Source organism: Pseudomonas sp. GD03944 (genome assembly GCF_029839275.1).
Classification (GTDB): Bacteria; Pseudomonadota; Gammaproteobacteria; order Pseudomonadales; family Pseudomonadaceae; genus Aquipseudomonas.
The window spans coordinates 136174-159933 of sequence record NZ_JAOCAH010000007.1; the positions used below are offsets into that span (position 1 = coordinate 136174).

21 protein-coding genes and 1 pseudogene are annotated in these 23760 nt (G+C 62.1%); 8 read left to right on the plus strand and 14 right to left on the minus strand.

All coding sequences use genetic code 11. The features are described from left to right. Window positions 1–130: 130 nt before the first annotated feature. The 13 genes and pseudogenes from tssG to N5C28_RS13095 all read right to left on the minus strand — a co-directional run. Window positions 131–1129, minus strand: a pseudogene (gene tssG / locus N5C28_RS13035) (type VI secretion system baseplate subunit TssG); the annotation flags it as partial. Beyond that, window positions 1093–2883, minus strand: a complete 1791-nt coding sequence (gene tssF / locus N5C28_RS13040) for a type VI secretion system baseplate subunit TssF (RefSeq protein ID WP_279822826.1) — start codon at window positions 2881–2883, stop codon at window positions 1093–1095. The pseudogene tssG and the gene tssF, both read right to left, overlap by 37 nt. 27 nt (window positions 2884–2910) lie before the next feature. Then, a complete protein-coding gene (locus N5C28_RS13045) occupies window positions 2911–3354 on the minus strand; it encodes a hypothetical protein (protein WP_279822829.1) in 444 nt (147 codons plus the stop codon). Next, entirely contained in the window at window positions 3351–3734 is a 384-nt protein-coding gene (locus tag N5C28_RS13050) for a hypothetical protein (protein ID WP_279822832.1), read from the minus strand. The genes N5C28_RS13045 and N5C28_RS13050 overlap by 4 nt, the downstream gene beginning before the upstream one ends. Then, a complete protein-coding gene (locus N5C28_RS13055) occupies window positions 3731–4585 on the minus strand; it encodes a hypothetical protein (protein WP_347881265.1) in 855 nt (284 codons plus the stop codon). Before N5C28_RS13055 ends, N5C28_RS13050 begins: the two co-directional genes overlap by 4 nt. After that, the gene (locus N5C28_RS13060) at window positions 4582–5091 is read right to left on the minus strand and encodes a PAAR domain-containing protein (RefSeq protein ID WP_279822833.1); all 510 of its coding nucleotides are present in this window, start codon (window positions 5089–5091) and stop codon (window positions 4582–4584) included. The genes N5C28_RS13055 and N5C28_RS13060 overlap by 4 nt, the downstream gene beginning before the upstream one ends. Next, a complete protein-coding gene (tssE, locus tag N5C28_RS13065; protein ID WP_279822835.1) occupies window positions 5081–5506 on the minus strand; it encodes a type VI secretion system baseplate subunit TssE in 426 nt (141 codons plus the stop codon). The genes N5C28_RS13060 and tssE overlap by 11 nt, the downstream gene beginning before the upstream one ends. Window positions 5507–5512: 6 nt before the next feature. Next, window positions 5513–6988 carry a type VI secretion system contractile sheath large subunit gene (tssC, locus tag N5C28_RS13070; RefSeq protein ID WP_279822838.1) on the minus strand — a complete coding sequence of 492 codons (1476 nt, stop codon included), beginning with the start codon at window positions 6986–6988 and terminating at the stop codon, window positions 5513–5515. Between the two features lie 26 nt (window positions 6989–7014). After that, window positions 7015–7521, minus strand: coding sequence for a type VI secretion system contractile sheath small subunit (tssB, locus tag N5C28_RS13075; protein ID WP_279822840.1), 507 nt, complete (start codon window positions 7519–7521; stop codon window positions 7015–7017). A gap of 54 nt (window positions 7522–7575) precedes the next feature. Continuing rightward, window positions 7576–9138 (minus strand): type VI secretion system protein TssA, encoded by a 1563-nt coding sequence (gene tssA, locus N5C28_RS13080; RefSeq protein WP_279822841.1) that lies wholly within the window; start codon window positions 9136–9138, stop codon window positions 7576–7578. A gap of 437 nt (window positions 9139–9575) precedes the next feature. Then, window positions 9576–10478, minus strand: a complete 903-nt coding sequence (locus N5C28_RS13085; protein ID WP_279822842.1) for a D-hexose-6-phosphate mutarotase — start codon at window positions 10476–10478, stop codon at window positions 9576–9578. A gap of 119 nt (window positions 10479–10597) precedes the next feature. Then, entirely contained in the window at window positions 10598–11974 is a 1377-nt protein-coding gene (locus N5C28_RS13090; protein WP_279822843.1) for a TRAP transporter large permease subunit, read from the minus strand. Continuing rightward, window positions 11967–12512, minus strand: a complete 546-nt coding sequence (locus N5C28_RS13095; RefSeq protein WP_279822844.1) for a TRAP transporter small permease subunit — start codon at window positions 12510–12512, stop codon at window positions 11967–11969. The genes N5C28_RS13090 and N5C28_RS13095 overlap by 8 nt, the downstream gene beginning before the upstream one ends. A gap of 247 nt (window positions 12513–12759) precedes the next feature. On the opposite strand from N5C28_RS13095, the gene N5C28_RS13100 reads away from it, so the two are divergent. Beyond that, window positions 12760–13860, plus strand: coding sequence for a TRAP transporter substrate-binding protein (locus tag N5C28_RS13100; protein WP_279822845.1), 1101 nt, complete (start codon window positions 12760–12762; stop codon window positions 13858–13860). 75 nt (window positions 13861–13935) lie between these two features. Here N5C28_RS13100 and N5C28_RS13105 read toward each other — a convergent pair whose 3' ends face one another. Then, window positions 13936–14337 carry an acyl-CoA thioesterase gene (locus N5C28_RS13105; protein ID WP_279822847.1) on the minus strand — a complete coding sequence of 134 codons (402 nt, stop codon included), beginning with the start codon at window positions 14335–14337 and terminating at the stop codon, window positions 13936–13938. 382 nt (window positions 14338–14719) lie between these two features. Between N5C28_RS13105 and N5C28_RS13110 the strand changes: the two genes are divergently transcribed. From N5C28_RS13110 to N5C28_RS13140, 7 genes are all read left to right on the plus strand, one after another. Further along, entirely contained in the window at window positions 14720–15688 is a 969-nt protein-coding gene (locus tag N5C28_RS13110; RefSeq protein WP_279822849.1) for a phosphate ABC transporter substrate-binding protein PstS family protein, read from the plus strand. Window positions 15689–15871: 183 nt separating this feature from the next. Continuing rightward, window positions 15872–18157, plus strand: coding sequence for an ABC transporter permease subunit (locus tag N5C28_RS13115; RefSeq protein ID WP_279822850.1), 2286 nt, complete (start codon window positions 15872–15874; stop codon window positions 18155–18157). A gap of 15 nt (window positions 18158–18172) precedes the next feature. Next, complete coding sequence (gene pstA / locus N5C28_RS13120; protein WP_279822851.1) at window positions 18173–19849, plus strand: phosphate ABC transporter permease PstA; 1677 nt, start codon at window positions 18173–18175, stop codon at window positions 19847–19849. A gap of 67 nt (window positions 19850–19916) precedes the next feature. Further along, entirely contained in the window at window positions 19917–20750 is an 834-nt protein-coding gene (pstB, locus tag N5C28_RS13125) for a phosphate ABC transporter ATP-binding protein PstB (protein ID WP_279822853.1), read from the plus strand. Window positions 20751–20911: 161 nt separating this feature from the next. After that, on the plus strand, window positions 20912–21643 hold the full coding sequence (gene phoU, locus N5C28_RS13130; protein ID WP_279822854.1) for a phosphate signaling complex protein PhoU: 732 nt from the start codon (window positions 20912–20914) through the stop codon (window positions 21641–21643). Window positions 21644–21787: 144 nt separating this feature from the next. Beyond that, on the plus strand, window positions 21788–22666 hold the full coding sequence (locus N5C28_RS13135) for a response regulator (RefSeq protein WP_279822857.1): 879 nt from the start codon (window positions 21788–21790) through the stop codon (window positions 22664–22666). 186 nt (window positions 22667–22852) lie between these two features. Further along, complete coding sequence (locus tag N5C28_RS13140) at window positions 22853–23749, plus strand: M23 family metallopeptidase (RefSeq protein WP_279822858.1); 897 nt, start codon at window positions 22853–22855, stop codon at window positions 23747–23749. The last annotated feature ends 11 nt before the right edge of the window (window positions 23750–23760 follow it).

Here is a 23760-nt window from a genome sequence, read left to right on the forward strand (position 1 = left end):
AGGGGCGCGCCCAGAACGCCGCAATCCAGCGTTATTCGTCGTTCATTTGGAGTCACCAAACCTCACTCCTCATGCCTTGGCTTGCGACGTTCTGGACTGCGCCGCGGCCGCCATTAGCCGTGGTGCTCGCCCTCGAGCCGAGCGTCACCAGGCCGTCCGCGTTCTCGCGGCCGAGCCAGGTGGTCCAGCCCAGCAGGCAGGGGTTGTTTTCGCCAATGCGCAGCTCGCGGATTTCGTCCTGACGCAGTTCCAGGCGGATGTCGTAGTCCAGCGGGTCGCGCAGGGTGAAGCGCACCAGCGCGCAGAGCGGTTGGTAGCCGGTGCCGATCGGCAGGAATTCATGGAAGCGCGTCCAGTCCAGCTGGTGCACATGAATGCGGAACTTGCCGCCGCGGTCGCGCACCCGCTCACCCAGCACGGTGTCTTCACCAAGCAGGCTGTTGGCCAGGCCGAGGCGGTTGCGCTGCTCTTCCAGCACCGTCACCTGGCGTTCCAGGCACTGCTCGATGTACAGCTCGGCGTGCTTGAAGTAGTAACGCAGCACGGACTCGATCAGCGCGGCGGAGTGGGCGCGCAGGCTGAGCAGGCCGAGGTAGGGCAACAGGCGCTTCCAATTCAGTTCCTGGGCCTGGCGGATCTGTTCGCTGCCCAGGCCGATCAGGGCGAACAGCTGCGCCGAGAACGGGTCGATGGCCCCGCTCTCGAAGCGCGCCCGATACCGGTACTTGCGCCAGATCGGTAGCAGGAGGCGCTGCAGGCGGTTGTTGAACAGGTCGAGGAACACGCGGGTGGGGTTGCCGTCTTCGCTGTCGCCCAGCGCCTGCTCGCTGTAGAAGGCGGGCAGCGGCGAACCGCCGCCGAACAGGCCGACCAGGTTGATGCGCATGCGCGCACGCAGTTCGCCGTTCTCCTCGAAGAACTGCACGCGATCGATGTCGCTGCCGGGAAAACCCAGGCTCGGGTTGGCCTGGAATTCCAGCTGTTCGTACAGGCGCTCCTCATCCAGATGAGGATGAGCGGCCTGCAAGCGCTCCAGCACCAGCTGCACAGCCTGGAACAGGCTGTATTCGCGGATGCCCCGGCTCAGCCGGTTCAGAGCAGGGGCTGTTGCCCCATGCGTGGCGTCCATTGATACAGCTCTCCCTGTGTGCTCCGTACGTACAGCTCGTGATACGAGTTCAAGCTGGCGTAGAGGGCGAAAAATTCATTGAGTACCGACGCGAAGAGAAACAGGTCCCCTTCGCCCAGATAGCCATCGGGGTTCATCGTCAGTTCGGTGCGCACACCGCGCACCGGCAGGCCGCGGTGCAGGCGGTCGACGTGGCGATGACCGATGCTCTTGAGGCCGCCGAGCAGGCGTTTGCTGACGCGCTCGGCGTGCTGGTCGTAGTAGCGCGGCAGGTCGTAGGTCTCGAGGATCACCTTGAGCGCCTCGACGTTGGCCAGCGACAGGTAGTTCAGCGACATGTTGGAAATCAGCTTCCACAGGAAGTCGCGGTGCAGCGGCGGCGCGTAGCACGGGGTTACGGCGCTGATGTTGCGGAAGCTGAGGAAGTCCGGGGTGTCTTCGCTGGGCAGGCAGATGTCGCCCAGGCTCAGCTGGCGCGGCAGGTTCTGGTTGGTGCAGGTCAGCTCGATGGACAGCGTTTCGTGCTGGTCGAGGTTGCGCAGGCCGAAGCTGAGCCAGGTTTCCAGGCCGTCGCCGAGCATCGACGGCTGCTGGCGCACGCTGTAGTGCGGGCGCGCCACCGGCACGTCGAAGCTGGGGTCGTGCTCGAAGGATTCGAACGGTACGTACTCTTCGTAGCCCATGCCGCCTGGCTTCCAGCCAGTCACGCGGTCTACCGAGAACACCCCGCAGTGCTGGGCATCGAATTCGGCTGGCAGCAGCAGGTACTGGTCCTGTTTGCCGTCCAGGCGAATCGGGATGGCGTCGTGCTGGAACAGGTTGACCACCGGGGTGCAGTACAGGCGCACGTTTTCCAGGGTCGGGCGGATGCGCTGGGTACCGGCCTTCTGGATGTCGAAGCGCAGCTCCAGGCCACGGGCCTGCTTGAGCAGGTCTTCCGGCAGGGCGGAAATGGCTTCCAGGCCGAGCAGGTCGACGAACAGGAATTTGTCCTGGAAGGCGAAGTATTCCTGCAGGTAGCGGTAGCCGCGGAAAGTGTTCAGCGGGTAGGGGATCAGCGCCTCGTCTTCGGCGAAGCCCACCGGCTGGACTTTCTTGGCGTCGAGCTGCAGCGCGGCGACGGCCTGGCCGTAGTTGTCCTGCAGGGGCTTGCCGGCATCGTCCAGCAGCACCAGCTGGATGCCGCCGAGGTTGCGCAACAGCGCCAGGTACAGCATCTGGCTGATGTAGCGTTCGCCGGCCAGGTGCAGGCGCAGGGTCTTCAGGCCGATTTCGCCGAGGTGACCGTCGGTGCTCATCGCCAGGCGCAGGCTGAGCAGCGCGCCGTCGCCCTTGACCGAGTAATCCAGGGCGTTCAGCGCCAGGGGCAGCACTTCGGTGGGGAAGCAGGTGCGGAAGCGGCAGGTAACGCCTTCGATGGCTTTGGCTTCCACCGGCGTACCGCGCTTGACCGGCAGCGCCGGGCCGGGGCGGCTCAGCGGGTCGAACTGCAGCATGCTGAATGCCGGCAGTGGCCGCATGTAGTTCGGCCACAGCAGATGCATCAACGAATGGGTCAGCTCCGGCAGCTCGTCATCAAGCTTCTGCCGCAGGCGGCCGGTGAGAAAGGCGAAGCCTTCCAGCAGACGCTCCACATCCGGATCGCGACCGGCCTGACCGAGGAACGGTGCCAGCACCGGACTGCGGTCGGCGAAACGCTTGCCGAGCTGACGCAGGGCGGTGAGTTCGCTCTGGTAGTAATGGTTAAACGACATAGGGTTTGCTCATCCTTGGGCGTAGCGTTAAGGACACAAGGTGGTGTCGTGGATCGTCCATGTGGCTATGGCATTGCCTCGTTTTTCGGCAGAAGATCGGCTCAACTGTGTAAGGAAGTGTTCCTTGTCGAGTGAAATCGATTTGTCGTGCGCCTTGATTTCCAGGCGGTAGTCATTTAGGAGACTGGCGTCCAACGTGCTACCGAAGTTGATATGCGAAAGCACTTCGAGGGGCTCGCCTGCGGCTGCAGTCTGAGTTGCCGCGAAGGGCAGTTTGCCGTTGGAGTATTTGTGGGCCGAAACTTCGACTGGATAGCTGCAGGCGTTTTCAAAATTCGCGACGAACACCTTTTTCGGTTGGGCGCTACAACCACTCACAGTGGGCAGGAAGAGCAGCAGTAGGCGCCAAGCAAATTCACGCAGACCGTAATGACGGATAGGCATATAGGCGATTTCGGCCGCAGTGTTCATACCCGCCCCCGCTTTTCCATGGTGCGAACTACAACTGCAGAAGCCACGATGGCAATCGTGCTCAATACGCCTGTCAACGTAATATAGAAAATGGCCCTAAGTGGATGGGCAGGGAGTACCAGTAAGGCAATTGAAACTATGGCCGTCAGAACGATTAACGGTTTTAGCTTGTTCTTGGTCACGAAAGACAGCGTTAGATTGGCAATAACGAAAACGCCAATCGCAAACGTGGTAATGCCTCCCGCAGCGAAACCGCGGGACGAGAAATCACCATAGAGCTTTTTATAAAGCGCCAGACCAACATCGTTGGCGATGGCGAATACGATGCAAAATCCGATGTGAATAATCAGGTTTATGGCCAGCACGGACGGATACTTCATTTGCCTTGTTTCCAAACGCCATAGGCGCTGACACTGTCGTTGGTAATCGATGCCTTCAAGCGTGCGTCGCTGGTCGGCGTGAACGTGGCTCTGGTCAGTTCGATTGACGTCAGGCCCCCAGGAGTGAACATTTGTCTCTCTTCCGTCGTCAGCCTGTGGTTGTCCGAAGCCCAGAGGGCGCCCCGCAAAACCATATAATTATCGTATTCATTGGATGGATCACTGGATCCGAAAAGTGTGCCGTCCCCCCAGTTGATACCTGTCTGGACTGTTTCAGTAATGGCCCGGTCTTTGTTCTTGAAACGTTCGAATTTCAACTTGAATGTATCGACTGCAAACGGGATTTGCCCGATAGCGTCTGCCCAAAAGGGTTGCCCCTCGATCATTACCAACAGGTAGCCGGCGCCACCGTCCTGGGCTTGTTTCCAGTCGCCTTGATTGCCGCTGTAAAAACTGATGGAAGGACGGTCGATCTTCGAAAAATCGATAATGTTCTGCCATGTGAAATGCTTGTAGGCGCTATAAGTATCTGTACTCGGTGCTGGCGAGTCTGGGTGGGTCCAGATTAATGCTCGGTAGTTGTCCGCCAACGGTTCAAACCACTGGATTCGTTCGGAATAAAGCTTGTCCGCGGTGATCACGCGAAAAGGCGGTTCGCCTGCGTTCGGCTTCACCGCGAACAACGGGGCACCGTTTTTTCTAGTAATCAGCCATGCCGAGGGCACATTCAGCGTAGGGTTGTTAGTGTCTGTGCTGGCCGTGCTTTCAGAGGTCTGCTTTAAGGCCGTGACACCCTCTTTGGTTTCGAATGTATAGGGCTTGCCACCGAGCGTAATGATCGTCTCCATCATGGCGCCCCGAAAACATAAATGGTGAGCGGCTCTGTGCGATCACCTGTTGAAAGACTTGCGGTAACGCCGGAAGCGGATGTAGCACCGATTTTTTCTTTCCCGCTTTCAGACACGATGCGGTAGCTGAGATTTTGGACTGGGTCGCCGTCAGCAGTCGCAATTGTGAACGCTCGATCGAAATGCCCGGCAATGATGAGCGGTAGAGGGGCAACAAACGGCGCCCCGCCTCCACTCGCCCCAATCAACACGGTGCCCGAGCCCGCCGTGACCGAGTTGCCATGGCTACCGACACTTCCCAGTACCGCAGCGGGCTGGCCGTTGATGAGGACGGTCGGAATCACCGCGCTGGCCATGGCGCCGCCGCAGCCGGATGGGTCGCCCATGCGCGCGGCCGGTAAACCGTCGAACAGGACGTTGGGTGAGCCGACGGCGATCGGGTTGGTGCCGTGCCCCGGGATCGGGCAGGACGTTGGGTCGCCGAGGCGGGCTGCGGGTTTACCGGACATCTGACGCTCCTGAGTTGACCTTGACCTGACCGCTGCCATCCAGGCTCGCGGAGAAACTGACCTGACGCCTGATACCGTCCATTTCCAGCAGACCGTCGATGGCGAAGGTCAGGGTCAATGGATCGTGGGTACGCGGCAGGGAAATCACGCGCACCTGGGTCAGGCGGGGTTCGTACGCTTCGATAAAGCGTTCGATGGCGACACGCGCCTGCTGCAACGAGTCGTGCAGCGACAGGCGCATGTCGTTCAAATCGGGCAACCCGTAGTCGGGCAGCGTTTGCACGCTGCCCGCACGGGTGCTGAGCATCTTGGCCAGATGGGCAGCCACGGATGCCATGGCGGCGACTTCGCGGCTCCAACCAGCGCGCTGGCTGGCTTCGCCGCCGAGGCGCTCGAACAGGCTTCCGTAGCTCACTGGCTGTTACTCCTTGTCCAGCTTGCCGACCAGCGACAGAGTGAAGTCGGCGCCCATGTACTTGAAGTGCGGGCGGACGTTCAGGCTGACGCGGTACCAGCCCGGCTCGCCTTCGACATCGCTGACGATGACCTGGGCGGCGCGCAGCGGACGACGGCTACGGACTTCGGAGCTCGGGTTTTCCTGGTCGGCGACGTACTGGCGAATCCACTTGTTCAGTTCCAGTTCGAGGTCGGTACGCTCTTTCCAGGCACCGATCTGCTCGCGCTGCAGCACTTTCAGGTAGTGGGCCAGGCGGTTGACGATGAACATGTACGGCAGCTGGGTACCCAGCTTGTAGTTCAGTTCAGCGTTCTTGCCTTCTTCGCTGATGCCGAAGAATTTCGGCTTCTGCGCCGAGTTGGCGGAGAAGAACGCAGCGTTGTCGCTGCCTTTGCGCATGGTCAGGGCGATGAAGCCTTCCTCGGCCAGCTCGTACTCGCGACGGTCGGAGACCAGCACTTCGGTCGGGATCTTGGTCTCGATCTCGCCCATGCTCTCGAAGTGGTGCAGCGGCAGGTCTTCCACCGCGCCACCGCTCTGCGGGCCGATGATGTTCGGGCACCAGCGGAACTTGGCGAAGCTGTCGGTCAGACGGCTGGCGAAGGCGTAGGCGGTGTTGCCCCACAGATAGTGCTCGTGGCTGTTGGCCACGTTTTCCTTGTAGACGAAGGTCTTCACCGGGTTGTCTTCCGGGTCGTACGGGTTGCGCAGGAGGAAGCGCGGTACGGTCAGGCCGACATAGCGGGCGTCTTCCTGCTCGCGGAAGCTCTGCCACTTGGTGAATTGCGGGCCTTCGAAGTGGTCTTTCAGGTCCTTCAGGTCCGGCAGGCCGGTGAAGGCTTCCAGGCCGAAGAACTTCGGACCGGCGGAGGCGATGAACGGGGCGTGGGACATGCAGGCCACCGAAGCGACGTACTGCAGGGTCTTGACGTCCGGAGCGCTCGGATCGAAGTAGTAGTTGGCGATCAGCGCGCCGACCGGCTGGCCACCGAACTGGCCGTATTCGGCGGTGTAGATGTGCTTGTAGAGGCCGGACTGCACGATTTCCGGGCTGTCCTCGAAGTCGTCCAGCAGGTCCTGCTTGGAGGCGTTGAGGATTTCCAGCTTGATGTTTTCGCGGAAGTTGGTGCGATCCACCAGCAGCTTGAGGCCGCGCCAGGAGGATTCCAGGGCCTGGAACTGCTCGTGGTGGAGGATTTCGTCCATCTGGCGGCTGAGCTTGGCGTCGATTTCCGCGATCATGCGGTCGACCATGGCCTTCTTGACCGGCTCGTTTTCGTTCTGCGGCTTGAGCAGCTCCTCGATGAAGGCCGATACGCCACGCTTGGCGATGTCGTAGGCTTCGTCGTCCGGAGTCAGTTTGGTTTCCGCGATGATGCGGTCGAGGATGCCGAGTTCGGCGGCGCTCTGGCCGCTTTCTACTGCTGCGCTAGTGCTCATGAATGTGCGTCCTTGTCAGAAGGGAATCAGGAATCGAGCTTGTCTTTGGCGGCCAGGCCCAGTTCGCCGAGCACGCGGTCACGCGAGGTGTCGTCGGACAGTACGCTTTCGATGGCCTTGCGGAAGGCCGGGGCGTTACCCAGCGGGCCTTTCAGGGCGACCAGGGCGTCGCGCAGTTCCATCAGCTTCTTCAGTTCCGGGACCTGGTCGACCAGGTTGGCGGGGTTGAAGTCCTTCATGGAATTGATCTTCAGCTGCACGGCCAGCTCGTCGTCGGTCTGCTCGTCCTGCAGACGGTTCGGTACGGCGAAGGTCAGGTTCAGCTCTTGCTTGGCCAGGACTTCGTCGAAGCTGTTCTTGTCGATGCTGATGGGTTTGCGGTCTTCGATCTTGCGATCGTCGGCACGCTGGGTGAAATCGCCGAGCACCATGAGTTTCAGCGGCAGTTCGATTTCTTCCTGAGCGCCGCCGGTGGCGGGCTTGAACGTGACGTTGATGCGTTCCTTGGGGGCTACCGAGCCTTCTTTGGCCATGGGTGTTCTCCTTTGCGTTGATGGCCCGGGGGCCTTTGAGGGCGTGTATGCGCCTTACTCCAGCACCACCTCGAGATCGAGGTGGCACAACCTGCGATAGATCTCGTCCTTGCTGTCGCGCACCGCATGGTTCTGCGGCAGTAGCTCGCAACAGGTGTGCAGCAGGCGCAGCACTTCCAGGGCGAGATCGGGTTCCCATTCGCCGAGCCCGGAGGCCTGCAGCGTGTGGTCGAGTGATTCGAGTTGGGTCTTGGCCAGGTCGTACTTCTTCGCGGCGAAGCACAGGCGGGCCAGGGTCAGTTGCCAGAAGAAGCGTTCGCGGCCACCGCGGGCCCGATTGAGGCCTTGCTTGAGTTTCTGCACGGCGCTCTTGAGGCCGTCCTTGCGCAGCTGCGGCAGGACCTGCTGCAGCGCTTCTTCCCAGGCCGGCGTGGCACCCTGTTCGCTGGTGGTGGGCTTCTTTTCCGTTTCCGGCGCCTGCAGGTGTGGCAGCACATAAGCGCCGATCCAGGCACGGGTCTCGGCGTCGGCGAACCCTACGCCGTCGTGGAAGCGCAGCTCGTCGAGACCGGGCACGCGTTGCAGGAACAACGCCAGCTGGATTTCCACCTCGCGCATGGCCTGTTCTGCCTTGAGTTCCTGCAGGCATTCCCAGACCAGGCGCTGGCCGTCCAGCCAGAACGGGGCTCGGGCGATGCTGGCTTCCAGGTCGGCGAGCAGGTCGGCGTAGGCGCCCTGGGCGAAACGTTCCTGGTAGCTGGCCAGCTTGTCTGCCGGCAGGCCACGCAGTGCGGTGATGTGTTCGGCGTTGCGCTCCGGCAGGGCTTCGATCGGCAACCACAGTAGGGTGCGCGACAGCCGCAGTGGCTTGAGGTCGGTGGCCTTGTTCTTCATCCACCAGGTGCAGAGTGGGCGCGCCGCATCCTGCTGGGCACGCAGGGCCTTGTGGGCTTCCTTCTCGTTATCGATGGGGCTGTTGCCGGTGATGATCTGGGTGGCGACCTGCTTGACCTGGGCTATCGCGGCGCCGACGGCGCCCGGCTCGGGCTGGCCCTGGCTGGCGCGATTGATCTGTTCTTCCAGGCGACGGCACAGCGGCAGCAGCAGGGGCGCGTCTTCACCCAGGTGCAGCGAGAGGCAGCCTTCCAGGCCGCGCAGGTGCTCGGCGAGCTTGCGGAACAGCGGCAATTGCTCGCTGATCGGCACATGATCGGCCAGGGCCTGCTCCAGGCGTGGCAGCAGCCAGTTGATGGCAGCGGCGCGGGTGCGTGTCTTGCGGGGGTGCAGGTCGACCCAGTGGTGTTCGCAGAGGTAGTGCAGCAGGCTCAGGCCGGCCTGGAGCCCGGCGAAGGATTCACGCTGGTAGAGGCCCCAGGTCAGCCAGGTGGCGGCGCGCAAATCCTTGGAGTGACTGGTCAGCAGGTTTTCGCTGCCTTCGCGTACTTTCTGCCAGTCGATGCCCCCTGTTTCGTGCAGGGACGAGGCTTTTCCCAGTTCGGTTTCCAGCATTTCATATTCGCTGGAATAACGAACATCTTCACCGGCAAAGTTCCCTTCATTAATAGGGCTTTTTGCCAGATTCAAATAATGGGTAGTGAGCTTGCTGGAGTACGTCATTCCCTGACTCGATATATAAAGTGGGCAACTACCTTCGCCTGGTAAATGGCCATCCAGCCATCATCGATCCATCGAAGTGCGCAACTTTTTGCGCAGTTACTTGTGCAGTAATTTGCGCAGAATCGCTTTGTGTGGGCATCCTAGACCCGTACCTACCGGGGGGCAACCATTCAAAGCGTGAAGTTCTTGGCATTTAAAAAAATTTTACAAATTACTACCGAACCCGTCGAAACGATAACTTGTCGTGCTACCGGGGCAAGTTATCGATGGGTACTTCGCGGGTAGGATAAAGGGTTTAATACTTGTAAGAGATTTCCTAATAGCAATATGGTGGCCAGTCACAATAAATGGCACTTTGCTATTAAATTCTGTGAACTGGCACAGCGTTTTTATGTGCGCCAGTCGACCTGGGCAATTCTTGCCCAGGTCCGCCGCCGTTAGGTCGCGATGGGTTCGCTGGACAGGCGCAGGTGCAGGGTGCAGTGCTCACCCGGGGCGATCAGCAGTGCATCCTCCAGCACGTTGGCAGTTTCGATGCACAGCATCCGTTGCCAGGCATCGCTGGCGAATTGCGACAGGCGCCCACTCTTCTCGATCCACGGATTCCACAGCACCGCAGATCGTGATCCGCGTGCGTCGAGGTGAATGCGGCGGTTCCAGCCCGGGTCGACGATGCTCAGGCGCGAAGGCGTGTCCAAGTAGATGCGGTCGGTTTCGCCGGAGAATGTCAGGTCGCCGTTTTGCGCGTGTTCGTGCCAGTCGTCCATGGTGTCGATGTAGCGCGTGCCGTGTAAGCCTTCGACCCGAGCCTGGTGGATATCGCTGACAGCGAAGTAGCTGTGCAGTGCCTGGCTCATCGCCAATGGCGCGCCACCCAGGTTATGGGTCTCCAGGGTCAGCTGCAGATCGTCACCGAGGTGGATGTCGGCATGCAGCCGGGCGGCGTGGGGCCAACCCGCCAAGGGGGTCTTGGTGGTGTCGAACAGAAAGCGCAGGATCACTACATCGTCGGTTTCCTCGACACCCAGCAGCTGCCAGTCGGCAGCGCGTACCAGACCATGGGCAGGGGCCGCGTCGCCCTGAAACTGCGCTTGAACGGCGGCGGGGTTGCGCCGCAGGTCACCGAACCACGGCCAGCAGATGGGCGCGCCGCCGCGCACGCTCTGCCCGCGGGCGTAGGCAGCTTCTTCGCTGAGCCAGATCAGCGGGGGCTCGCCGTCGAGCTGGTAGCTCAGGAGTTGGGCGCCCTGCTGGGTGACCAGCAGTTCGGCACCATGGCGGCGTACGCGCCAGCAGGTGAGTTCGTCCAGTTCGATACGTTCAATGTGGGAGGTGGCCATCGGCATACTCTGTCGCAGGTGAGGATTCCTGCATTGGAACGCAGCCCACTCACGAGTTCCAGAGGCCTGAATGCAAAACGCCCGTCACGAGGACGGGCGTTTTGTCGTGGGCATGCGGCTTACTTGCCGTACACCTGCTCGGGCAGCCAGGTGATCAGCCCCGGGAAGATGTAGGCGATCACCAGCAGCAGCAACTGGATCAGGATAAATGGCACGACCCCTTTGTAGATCGTGCTGGTGGGTATGCTCGCTGGCGTCACGCCACGCAGGTAGAACAGCGCGAAGCCAAAGGGTGGCGTCAGGAACGATGTCTGCAGGTTGAGCGCGATCATCACCCCGAGCCAGATCGGGTCGAGACCCATGGCCAGCAGCACCGGACCGACGATCGGCACCACCACGAAGGTGATCTCGATGAAATCGAGAATGAAGCCGAGCAGGAAGATCACCAGCATGACGATGAAGAAGGCCCCGAGCACGCCGCCTGGCAGCTGCGCGAAAACGTCCTCGATCAATGCCTCGCCGCCGAAGCCGCGGAACACCAGGGAGAACAGCGAGGCACCGATCAGAATCATGAAGACCATGGCGCTGATTTCGGTGGTGCCGTAAGCCACTTCCTTGAGCTGCGTGAAGTTCAGCTTGCCCTTGCCGAAGGCCAGCAGCATGGCACCCACGGCGCCCAGTGCAGCCGCCTCGGTCGGGGTCGCATAACCGGCGAGGATCGAGCCGAGTACGGCGCCGATCAGGATCATCGGTGGAACCAGTGCCTTGAGCAGTCGGCCCCATTCGACATCGCCGAGTTCTTCCTTGGACATCGCCGGCAATTTCTTCGGCTGCACCATGGCAATCACGATGATGTAGACGATGTACAGGCCGACCAGCAGCAGGCCCGGCAGCAGGGCACCGACGAACAGGTCGCCGACCGATACGGTCTTCGGCGAGAAGATCCCCATCTTCAGCTGGGCCTGCTGGTAGGCGCTGGACATCACGTCGCCGAGCAGCACCAGCACGATCGAAGGCGGAATGATCTGGCCCAGGGTGCCGGTGGCCGCCAGGGTGCCAGTGGAGATGGCCGGGTCGTAGCCACGACGCAGCATGGTGGGCAGGGCCAGCAGGCCCATGGTCACCACGGTGGCGCCGACGATACCGGTGGACGCCGCCAGCAGCGCACCGACCACGCATACGGAAATGGCCAGACCACCGCGCAGGGTGCCGAACAGGCGGGCCATGGACTCCAGCAGGTCTTCCGCTACGCGTGATCGTTCGAGCATCACGCCCATGAACACGAACAGCGGCACCGCCAGCATGGTCTGGTTGTTCATGATGCCGAACAAGCGGTTTGGCAGGGCGCTGAGGTAACCGGGGTCGAAGGTACCGGTCAGCACGCCCACGCCAGCGAACAGCAACGAGACCCCGGCCAGGGTGAAGGCAACCGGGTAGCCGGCCATCAAGGCCACGCAGATACCGACGAAAAGCAGAATCGCCATCAACTCAGCCATGCTTCACCTCCGGAGCAGGCAGGCGGCCAGTGATGACGTACAGTGCCTTGATCAGATTGGATACACCTTGCAGAACCAGGCTGACGACCAGCACCAGAATAATGCTCTTCTGCAGGTAGACGTATTTCAGGCCGCCAGACTCGCTGGATGCCTCGAGGGTCGCCCAGGCGTTGCCGACGTAATCCCAGCTGGACCAGCCAAGGAACAGGCATACCGGTAGCAGGAACAGCAGGGTGCCGAGCAGTTCCACCAGTGCTTGGCGGTGGCCGCTGAAGTTCTGGTAGAAGATGTCTACGCGCACATGGCCATTACGCTGCATCACCCAGGCACAGGCACCCATGAACACCAGGGCGTGGGCATAGAGTACGGCTTCCTGAAGGGCGGTGGCGCCGATACCGAAGCCATAGCGCAGCACGACCACAATCGTTGTGCCGACAACAAGAAACAGGGTGAGCCAAGCGATTATCTTGCCGAACCAGAGGTTGAGGCTGTCTATGAGAAACGCCAGCTTGAGGGGAAGTGAAGGCTTGTCGGACATAGTGAGTCCTTTAATTATCGTTATGGTTGGGGGACAAGAGGGGAGGCAAGTCGCCCCGCTCGTGTCGGGCGCCTCCTTATGGGAGACGGCTGGCGATTCTATGCAAGGCACATACGTGGCAGCAATGGCCGTACAACTTTAGTTTCAGGGGCTAGGCTTGAGCGCGACTTCGCCTTTATGGTACTCAGGCAGAGTTTGATGCCGGCGATCCCGTGGTCAGACCAATACAACAAGAAAGGAGCATTGCATGAAACGTCGCGACATACTCGCTGCAGCAGGCGTAGGCCTGGCAGCCACTGCACTTGTGGGCTGCAAAGAAGAGGCAAAAAGTACCGCTGCACCTCAAGAGGGGTCGAGTTCCCAGACCTTCAACTGGAAGATGGTCACCTCCTGGCCGAAAAACTTTCCAGGTGTCGGTGTCGGGGCGGAGCGCTTCGCCAAGCTTGTCGAGGAAATGAGCAATGGTCGCCTGAAGGTCAAGGTCTATGCGGCCGGGGAGCTGGTTCCTGCCTTGGAGGTATTCGATGCAGTGTCCCGCGGTACTGCCGAAATGGGCCACGGCGCACCCTATTACTGGAAGGGCAAGGTGCCGGCCGCTCAGTTTTTCTGCGCGTCGCCGTTTGGCCCGAATGCCCAGGAAATGAACGCCTGGCTGCACCGCGGCGGTGGCATCCAGCTGTGGGAAGAGGTGTACAAGCCGTTCGGCGTGCTGCCCATGGCCTGCGGTAACTCCGGTGTCCAGACTGCCGGTTGGTTCAACAAGGAAATCACGTCGGTCGAAGACTTCCGCGGCCTGAAGATGCGTACCCCGGGTCTGGGCGGCGAAGTGCTGACCAAGATGGGCGGCACCGTGGTCAACATGCCGGCGGGCGAGATTTTCACCGCGCTGCAGACCGGCGCGATCGATGCCACCGAGTGGATCGGCCCATACAACGACATGGCGCTCGGCCTGCACAAGGCCGCCAAGTACTACTACACCCCGGGCTGGCAGGAGCCGAGCGTGCTGTTCGAGCTGGATATCAACATCAAGGCCTGGGAAACCCTGCCGGCTGATCTCCAGGCCATCGTTCGTGCTGCTGCACGCGACGTGAACGGCGACATGCTCGACGATTACAACGCGAAGAACATGGAAGCCATGGAGCAGTTCAAGTCCGAGGGTGTCGACGTGCGCCGTCTGCCGGACGACGTCCTGAGCCGTCTCAAGGAGGTCGCGGCGGAAGTGGTCGATGCGTCGGCCGCAGCCGATCCGGTGGCGCAGAAGGTCTGGGAGCACCAGAAGGCTTACCTGCAGCGTCTCTACAAGTACGCCGAAAGCAACGAGAAAGACATCTACAACATTCGCGGCTGATCGCTGCCAATGCATGAAAACGCCGGCCCTGGGGCCGGCGTTTTCGTTTCAGCTGCGCACGTTCGCCCGTGGGGCTCAGCGGCGGGCAGGTACCGGGCGGGTGCGGCCGCGGTCGTCGATGGCGACGAAGACGAAGACCGCCTCGGTGACCTTGCGCCACTCGCTGGACAGCGGGTCGTCGCTCCACACCTCCACCAGCATCTGGATCGAGCTGCGGCCGATTTCCAGCGCCTGCGTATAGAAGGAAAGCTGCGCACCGACCGCTACCGGGACCAGGAAGGCCATGCGATCGATCGCCACCGTGGCCACGCGGCCTCCGGCGACCTTGCTGGCCATGGCGGTGCCGGCCAGGTCCATCTGGGACACCAGCCAGCCGCCGAAAATATCGCCAAAGCCATTGGTTTCGCGAGGAAGGGCGGTGATCTGCAGGGCCAGGTCACCTTGGGGAATCGGGTCGTCCTGTTCGAATTCGTTCATCTGGGTACGGCTCGCAGCGCAATTGTTGTTGTGGCGTGGAGCAGGTCGTCGGCAGGTCTCGGACGAGAGCAGGGATGAAAGCGTACAGGTGCAGGGCAGCCTGGGTCCTGTCTCGACGCCCGGTGGCCGGACGCGATCATGTTCAACGGCCTGTCAGCACACTGGAATGCAGGCGTGGCGAGTATACCGACTGAACGGTCGTGGGGCGACTGTGGCGCTATGCCGCCAACCCCGAAGTGACGCTGTTTTGCGCCCGAGGATCGGGTCGATCGCAAATTTCGCATCGGTCATCTAACTGTCACATTCATTTCATAGATTGGTCATGTGGCCTGCAGATACTTGGGCCCGTTCCATCCAACACTAATTCTGCTAGGAGCAAGGCATGAAACTTAAGCGTTTGATGGCGGCCATGACTTTTGTCGCCGCTGGCGTTGCCACCGCCACCGCGGTTGCCGCTGTCGACCCGGCTCTGCCGACCTACGAAAAGACTTCCGGCGTATCGGGTAACCTGAACAGCGTGGGGTCCGATTCCCTGGCGAACCTGATGACCCTGTGGGCTGAAGAGTTCAAGAAGAGCTACCCGAACGTCAACATCCAGATCCAGGCCGCTGGTTCCTCCACCGCGCCACCCGCGATGACCGAAGGCACCGCCAACATGGGCCCGATGAGCCGCGCCATGAAGGACAGCGAGATCCAGGCGTTCGAGCAGAAGTATGGCTACAAGCCGACTGCCGTTCCGGTTGCGATCGACGCCCTGGCCGTGTTCGTGCACAAGGACAACCCGATCAAGAGCCTGTCCATCGAGCAAGTGGACGCCATCTTCTCCAGCACCCGCCTGTGCGGTGGTGCCACCGATGTCAAAACCTGGGGTGACCTGGGCCTGACCGGCGAGTGGGCTGCCAAGCCGCTGCAGCTGTTCGGCCGCAACTCGGTATCGGGCACCTACGGTTACTTCAAGGAAGAAGCCCTGTGCAAAGGCGACTTCAAGGCTAACGTGAACGAGCAGCCAGGTTCGGCTTCCGTGGTGCAGTCGATCTCCAGCACCCTGAATGCCATCGGTTACTCGGGCATTGGCTACCGCACTTCCAGCGTCAAGGCCGTTCCGCTGTCCAAGAAAGGCGGTGAAGCCTTCGAAGCCAACGAAGCCAACGCCCTGGCTGGCAAGTTCCCGCTGGCTCGCTTCTTCTACGTCTACGTCAACAAGGCGCCGAACAAGCCGCTGAGCCCGCTGGACGCCGAGTTCGTGAAGCTGGTTCTGTCCAAGCAAGGCCAGGAAGTGGTCGTCAAGGACGGTTACATCCCGCTGCCGAAAAACGTAGTCGACAAAGCGAAGAAGGAACTGGGCCTGTAAGGGACCCGGTTTCGACCAGAACGCTACGTTCGTAGCCGCGCCCGCCCTCTGTGTACAGAGCGGTGGGCGTAGCTTTGTCAATGTGCTGTAACTTTTCTGTCACACAAGCTGGATAGATTATCCGGCCTGGAAATCAGCTGAAAAATACGGCGCGCTCATGGCCGCGCAGAGACACTCCCTACTATGAATGACCTGGCTAGTGACACCATGACCGCCTCTTCCAAATCCCTCGGGCTGGACTTCAACACGCCGGCCCTGTTGCGCAAACGTCGCGTTCGCGCCCTGAAGGACCGCCTCGCGCGCTGGTGCGTATCCGTCGGTGGTATGGCGGTACTCGGCGCCATCACCCTGATCTTCTTCTACCTGGCCTACATCGTGTTCCCGATGTTCCAGGGAGCCGATATAGAAACCCGCAAGCCAGTCCAGGCCGCCTGGCTGGCTGACGCCGGCAAGCCCCTGCTGATGGCGGTGGAAGAACAGAACCAGGTTGGCATGCGCCTCAGTGAGCGCGGCCAGGTGCAGTTCTTCGATGCCAAGAGCATGGCGCCGCTGACGTCGGTTGACCTGCCGCTGCCCGCGGACACCCAGGTGGTGTCGGTCGGCCTCGACCAGCCAGGCAGCAACCGCGTTGCCCTGGGGCTGTCCAACGGCCAGGTACTGGTATTCGAACATGCCTACCCGGTGAGCTACCCGAATGACGTGAAAACCATCACGCCGGGCCTGAAGTATCCCTTCGGTGAGGCGCCGATCACCCTGGACGAGCAGGGTCGCGCGCTGGACCACGTCGGCGTCAGCCTGAACGGCGGCTCGCTGATGCTCGCAGCCTCCTCGGGCACGGATCTGCATGTTCTGAACCTGGGGCGCGAAGAAAACCTGATGACCGGCGAGGTCACGCTCAGCGAAGACCGTATCGACCTGGCGCAGATCGCCGAGCCGATCAAGGAGCTGATCATCGACCCGCGCCAGCAGTGGCTGTATGTGATCAATGGTCGCGCCACGGCTGACGTCTTCAGCCTGCGCACCAAGGAACTGAACGGCCGCTACAAGCTGCTGACCGACGCCAACGCCGAAGTGACCAACGCCACCGCGCTGCTGGGCGGCATCTCGATGCTGGTCGGTGACAGCAAGGGCGGTATCGCCCAGTGGTTCATGGTCCGCGAGGATGACGGCAAGCAAGTCTTCTCCCAGATCCGCCGCTTCCAGATGGCCGACAGCGCCATCACCCAGATCATGCCGGAAGAGCGCCGCAAGGGCTTCCTGGCCCTGGATGCCAAGGGCAACCTGGGTATCTTCCACAGCACCGCGCACCGCACCCTGCTGGTCGAGCCGGTGGCCGACGGTGCGGCGATCGGCAGCCTGTCGCCCCGCGCCAACCGCGTGCTGGTCGAGTCCGATGGCCAGTTGCAGCGCCTGCTGATCGACAACCCGCACCCGGAGATTTCCTGGAGCTCGCTGTGGGGCAAGGTCTGGTACGAGAACTATGACAAGCCGGACTACGTCTGGCAGTCCACCTCGGCCAACACCGATGCCGAGCCCAAGCTGAGCCTGGCGCCGGTTGCCTTCGGTACCCTGAAGGCCGCCTTCTACGCCATGCTGCTGGCCGCACCGCTGGCGATCGCTGCCGCGATCTACACCGCCTACTTCATGGCACCGGCCATGCGCGGCAAGGTCAAGCCGGTCATCGAACTGATGGAAGCGCTGCCGACGGTGATCCTCGGCTTCTTCGCCGGTCTGTTCCTCGCGCCGTATGTCGAGGGGCACCTGCCGGGCATCTTCAGTTTGTTGATCTTCACCCCTATCGGCATCCTGCTGGCCGGCTTCACCTGGAGCCGCCTGCCGGAGTCCGTGCGCCTGATGGTGCCGGACGGTTGGGAAGCCGCGCTGCTGATCCCGGTGATCCTGCTGGTGGGCTTCATCTCCCTGAGCATGAGCGGTCACCTGGAAGTCTGGCTGTTCGACGGCAACATGCGTGCCTGGCTGAGCAATGACCTGGGCATCCCGTTCGACCAGCGCAACGCCCTGGTGGTCGGTCTGGCCATGGGCTTCGCGGTCATCCCGAACATCTACTCGATCGCCGAGGATGCGGTGTTCAGCGTGCCGAAGAGCCTGACCTTCGGCTCCCTGGCCCTCGGTGCCACGCCGTGGCAGACCCTCACCCGCGTGGTGATCCTGACCGCCAGCCCGGGCATCTTCTCGGCGGTGATGATCGGTATGGGCCGTGCGGTGGGTGAAACCATGATCGTACTGATGGCCACCGGCAACACCGCGATCATGGACATGAACATCTTCGAAGGCCTGCGCACCCTGGCCGCCAACGTCGCGGTGGAAATGCCCGAGTCGGCGGTCGGCAGTACCCACTACCGCGTGCTGTTCCTGTCCGCGCTGGTGCTGCTGTCCTTCACCTTCGTCATGAACACGCTCGCGGAACTGGTCCGCCAGCGTCTGCGCGTCAAGTACGCGTCGCTCTAAGGCTTTGGAAGGTATATGTCCGTGAAAAAGAACTCCGTAAAAGCCTGGTTCAAAAGCGGTTCGCCGTGGATCTGGATGAACGCCGGCGCGGTCTCCATCGCCGTGGTCATGACCCTGGGTCTGCTGGCCGTGATCGCCACCCGCGGTCTGGGGCACTTCTGGCCGGCCGACATCGTCGAAGCCGACTACCAGGTACCCGGCCAGGAAATGAGGGTGATGGCCGGCGAAATCACCCAGATCGAAGAAATCCCGCGTGCCCGTCTGGCCGCTTCCGGGTTGCCGGTGAGCGCCGAGGGTGGCGAGTTCATGACCCGCGAGCTGTTCAAGGTGGGTAACCGCGACCTGTACGGCGCGGACTTCTCCTGGGTCGTGGGCGAATGGCTGAGCAATCAGCGCACGCCGGAAAACCTCACCGCGTTCGAACGCCGCGAGTGGGGCAACTTCTATGGCTACCTGATCAACGTCAAGGAAAGCGGCCAGCTGGTCGCCGAGGGTGACGCGGCCTGGGGCGCCCTGCAGGAACGTCTGGCACGGGTCGACGACCTGCACAGCCAGGTGGTCCGCCTGGAGAAGCGCGACATCGGCCGTATCAACGCCGGCCTCGAGCGCATTCGCCTGAAGACCCGCAAGCTGGAGCTGCAGGGTGAACTGACCCCGCAGGCCCAGGCTGACCTGGACGCCGAGCGCGCCCAGTGGGACGCCGAGTACAAGGTGCTGGAAACCGAGCTGGTGGCGCTGTACCAGGCCTTCAACCGCGACAGCATCACGGTGCGCAGCGCCGACGGCCGCGAAATCGAGCTGAGCCTGGGCAAGGTGGTTCGTGCCTACCAGCCGAACGCCATGTCGACCCTGGGCAAGCTGGGCTTCTACGGCACCAAACTGTGGGAATTCGTCAGCGACGAGCCGCGTGAGGCGAACACCGAAGGCGGTATCTTCCCGGCGATCTTCGGCACCATCATGATGACCCTGATCATGGCCGTGATCGTGACCCCGTTCGGTGTGATCGCTGCGATCTACCTGCGCGAATACGCCAAGCAGGGCCCGCTGACCCGGGTGATCCGCATCGCGGTGAACAACCTGGCGGGTGTACCGGCCATCGTCTACGGTGTGTTCGGCCTGGGCTTCTTCGTCTACGTGCTGGGTGGATCGCTCGACCGCCTGTTCTTCCCCGAGGCAGCGCCGGCACCGACCTTCGGTACGCCGGGTCTGTTGTGGGCCTCGCTGACCCTGGCGATCCTCGCGGTGCCGGTGGTGATCGTGGCCACCGAAGAAGGCCTGGCGCGCATTCCGCGGGCCCTGCGCGAAGGCTCCCTGGCCCTGGGCGCCACCAAGGTGGAAACGCTCTGGCGCGTGGTGCTGCCGATGGCCAGCCCGGCGATGATGACCGGTCTGATCCTGGCGGTGGCCCGTGCGGCCGGCGAGGTGGCACCGCTGATGCTGGTGGGCGTGGTCAAGCTGGCGCCGAGCCTGCCGGTCGACGGTAACTACCCGTACCTGCACCTCGACCAGAAGATCATGCACCTGGGCTTCCACATTTACGACGTCGGCTTCCAGAGCCCGAACGTCGAGGCGGCACGGCCACTGGTCTACGCGACCGCGCTGTTGCTGGTGCTGGTGATTGCGACCCTCAACCTCACAGCCGTCTACCTGCGTAACCGCCTGCGCGAGAAGTACAAGGCGCTGGACCACTAAATCCTTTCGTCGGTGGCCATTGGGGCCGCCGGCGTGATAAACGAATTGTCAGCGTAGGGAGCATCCCATGCAGCACGAATCACACGCTCACGGCATCGACATCTCGGCCCTGGGCCGCGACAAGCAGAGCCTGAACCTGGCCACCGAAACCGTGGCCATCGAAGTACCGAAGCTGAACCTGTACTACGGCGAGAAGCAGGCCCTGTACGACGTCAGCATGAACATCCCCAAGCAGCGCGTGACCGCCTTCATCGGCCCGTCCGGCTGCGGCAAGTCGACCCTGCTGCGCACCTTCAACCGGATGAACGATCTGGTCGACGGCTGCCGCGTGGACGGCGAGATCAACATCGACGGCAAGAACATCTACCGCAAGGGCGAAGACGTGGCCGAGCTGCGTCGTCGCGTCGGCATGGTGTTCCAGAAGCCCAACCCGTTCCCCAAGAGCATCTACGAGAACGTGGTCTACGGCCTGCGTATCCAGGGCATCAACCAGAAGCGCGTACTCGACGAAGCGGTCGAGTGGGGCCTGAAGAGCGCCGCCCTGTGGGACGAAGTGAAAGACCGCCTGCACGAGTCGGCCCTGGGCCTGTCCGGTGGTCAGCAGCAGCGTCTGGTGATCGCCCGTACCGTGGCGGTGCAGCCGGAAGTACTGTTGCTCGACGAACCGTGCTCGGCACTGGACCCGATCTCCACGCTGAAGGTCGAAGAGCTGATCTACGAGCTGAAGTCCAAGTACACCATCGTCATCGTGACCCACAACATGCAGCAGGCTGCACGGGTTTCCGATTACACCGCGTTCATGTACATGGGTAAGCTGATCGAGTTCGGTGACACCGACGCCCTGTTCACCAACCCGGCCATGAAGCAGACAGAAGACTACATCACCGGTCGTTACGGTTGATGGTCATGCCGGAGTGCGCCGGGCCGTGCCGGCGAGCCTGACCGTACCCCGCGTACGGTTGGTGGTTCGCCCCACGGTCCGGGCGCTTCGTTCGAGACCCTCCATCTGACAAATCGTAGGACGGCGATCTCAAGCCGGTAGCTTTCGCGGAGCGAACCAACATGATCAACAAAGACAGCCTTACGCATCACATCTCCCAGCAGTTCAACGCCGAGCTGGAGGAGGTTCGCAGCCACCTCCTGGCGATGGGCGGCCTGGTCGAGAAGCAGGTCAACGACGCCGTCACCGCCCTGATCGACGCCGACTCCGGTCTGGCCCAGCAGGTGCGCGAGATCGATGACCAGATCAATCAGATGGAACGCAACATCGACGAGGAATGCGTGCGCATCCTGGCGCGTCGCCAGCCGGCGGCGTCCGACCTGCGTCTGATCATCAGCATCTCCAAGTCGGTCATCGACCTCGAGCGCATCGGCGACGAAGCGACCAAGATCGCCAAGCGCGCCATCCTCCTCACCGAGGAAGGCGAAGCGCCGCGCGGCTACGTGGAAGTGCGCCACATCGGCGACCAGGTGCGCCGCATGGTGCAGGAAGCGCTGGACGCCTTCGCCCGCTTCGACGCCGACCTGGCCCTGTCCGTCGCCCAGTACGACAAGACTGTGGACCGCGAGTACAAGACCGCCCTGCGTGAACTAGTCACCTACATGATGGAAGATCCGCGCTCGATCTCCCGCGTGCTGAACGTGATCTGGGCCCTGCGTTCCCTGGAGCGCATCGGCGATCATGCGCGCAACATCGCCGAACTGGTGATCTACCTGGTGCGTGGCACCGATGTGAAGCACATCGGCCTGACCCGCATGCAGGAAGAAGTGCAGGGCACCAGCAAGGACAGCTGAGTCGTTGAAGCGGCTGACTGAACGAAGCGGCCCTTCCCGTGAAAGCGGGAAGGGCCGCTTTTTGCTGGCCGATTCACTGTTTTTGCGTTGGCCTTTGGCCATCAGGCGCGACTATGCTTACGCCCATTCTTACAGGAGTGGCCGATGAGTAAAGTCAGCGTGCTGGTGGTGGACGACGCTACCTTCATCCGCGATCTGGTGAAAAAGGGGCTGCGAGACCACTTTCCAGGCGTGCAAATCGAAGAGGCGGTCAACGGCCGCAAGGCTCAGCAACTGCTGAGCAGGCAGTCGATCGACCTGATCCTCTGCGATTGGGAAATGCCCGAACTGTCTGGCCTCGAGCTGCTCAGCTGGTGCCGCGAACAGGACAACCTGAAGACCGTGCCCTTCATCATGGTGACCAGCCGGGGTGACAAGGAGAACGTGGTCCAGGCGATCCAGGCGGGCGTCTCCGACTTCATCGGCAAACCCTTCTCCAACGAACAACTGGTGACCAAGGTCAAGAAGGCCCTGAGCCGCGCGGGCAAGCTGCAGGCGTTGACCGCCAGTGCCGCGCCGAAGATGCTCAGCACCGGCGCCTTTGCCAACGACTCGCTGGCGGCGCTGACCGGCGGCAAGGCTGAAGTGATCAAGCCGGCTGCACCCAGTGCGGCACCGGCCCCGGCGGCCGCTGCCAAGCCACCCGCGGGCCGTGGTCAGGGGCAGCTGCGTTTGCCCGGCGGCAACATGGCCTGCGTGATCAAGGCCCTGAGCCTGAAAGAGGCGCTGCTGGTGGTCAAGCGTACGGACGTCTTGCCGCAGGTGCTGGAAAGCGCGGTGCTCGACCTGGAGCAGGGCGAGGGTGGCGAAGTGGCGCGGCTCAATGGTTACCTGCACGCGGTGGCGGCGTTCGAACCGAAGCCGGACAGCGAATGGCTGCAGCTGACCTTCCGCTTCGTCGACCGTGATCCGCAGAAGCTCGACTACCTGTCACGCCTGATCGCCCGGGGCACGGCGCAAAAGCATTTCAGCCCAGGCGCATAAGTGTCATTTGCAACGGCCTGCTCCACCCAGCAGGCCTCGGCAACCCGCTGGCGACTACCGTGTGTCGCCTGTCCGGTTCTCCCTGCGAGATGCTTCACAACCCTTGGCTTGTGGGTTCGCAGAGTGCCGGAACGGCTGCTAGTCTGCATATCCCGGATATCAAAAAGCCAGTAAAGATCCGCAGTCATGCTAGGGCGTCTGATTCTTCTGTGCAGCATGCTGGCCATCGCCAGCCAGGCCGCTGCCTTGACCATCTACAAGTACACCGATGCCAACGGTGTGGTGACCTATACCGACCAGGCGGCGCCGGGCGCGCAGGTGTTCGTGTTCCGCGACCGCATGGTGGAGCGCCTGGACAACCAGGTGAAGCTGGAAACCAAGCGCCACGAAGCCGGTGAGACCCTGCTGGTGCGCAACGACCTGTATGCCCCCGTGCAGATCGAGCTGAAGCTCGAGCAGGTCGAGAATGCCGTGGGTGTGCCGGATGCGCCGATCAACTGGGTGTTGCCGCCGCGTACCACCATCCGCCTGGCGACCCTCGCCCCGCGCGACACCAGCCAGCCCCTGCGCTACACCCCCAAATTGCGTTATGCCCTGGGCGATCCGCGCCTGGTGCCGACCCAGCAGCACTACCCGCTGCCCTGGCGCGGTGGCCCGTTCCGCCTGACCCAGGGCGCCAATGGCAAGTACAGTCATTTCACCCCGAAAGGGCGCTACGCCATGGACATCGCCATGCCGGAAGGCACGCCGATCGTCGCGGCCCGCAGCGGGGTAGTGGTGAAGACCGAGAACGAACAGACCGGCCGTGGCAACAACCCGTCCGGCAACTACGTGCGCATCCTCCACGACGACGGCACCATGGGCGTCTACCTGCACCTGATGAAGGGCTCGGTGAAGGCGCGTGAAGGGCGGCGGGTCCAGGCGGGTGAGATGATCGCGCGCTCGGGCAATACCGGTAACAGCACCGGCCCGCACCTGCACTTCGTGGTGCAGCGCAACGTCGGCCTGGCCCTGGAGTCGATTCCGTTCAACTTCAACCAGCCGGTCAACAGCCTGCCGAACTTCGCCGTCGGCGGCGAGTGAGGCGTCCTGCC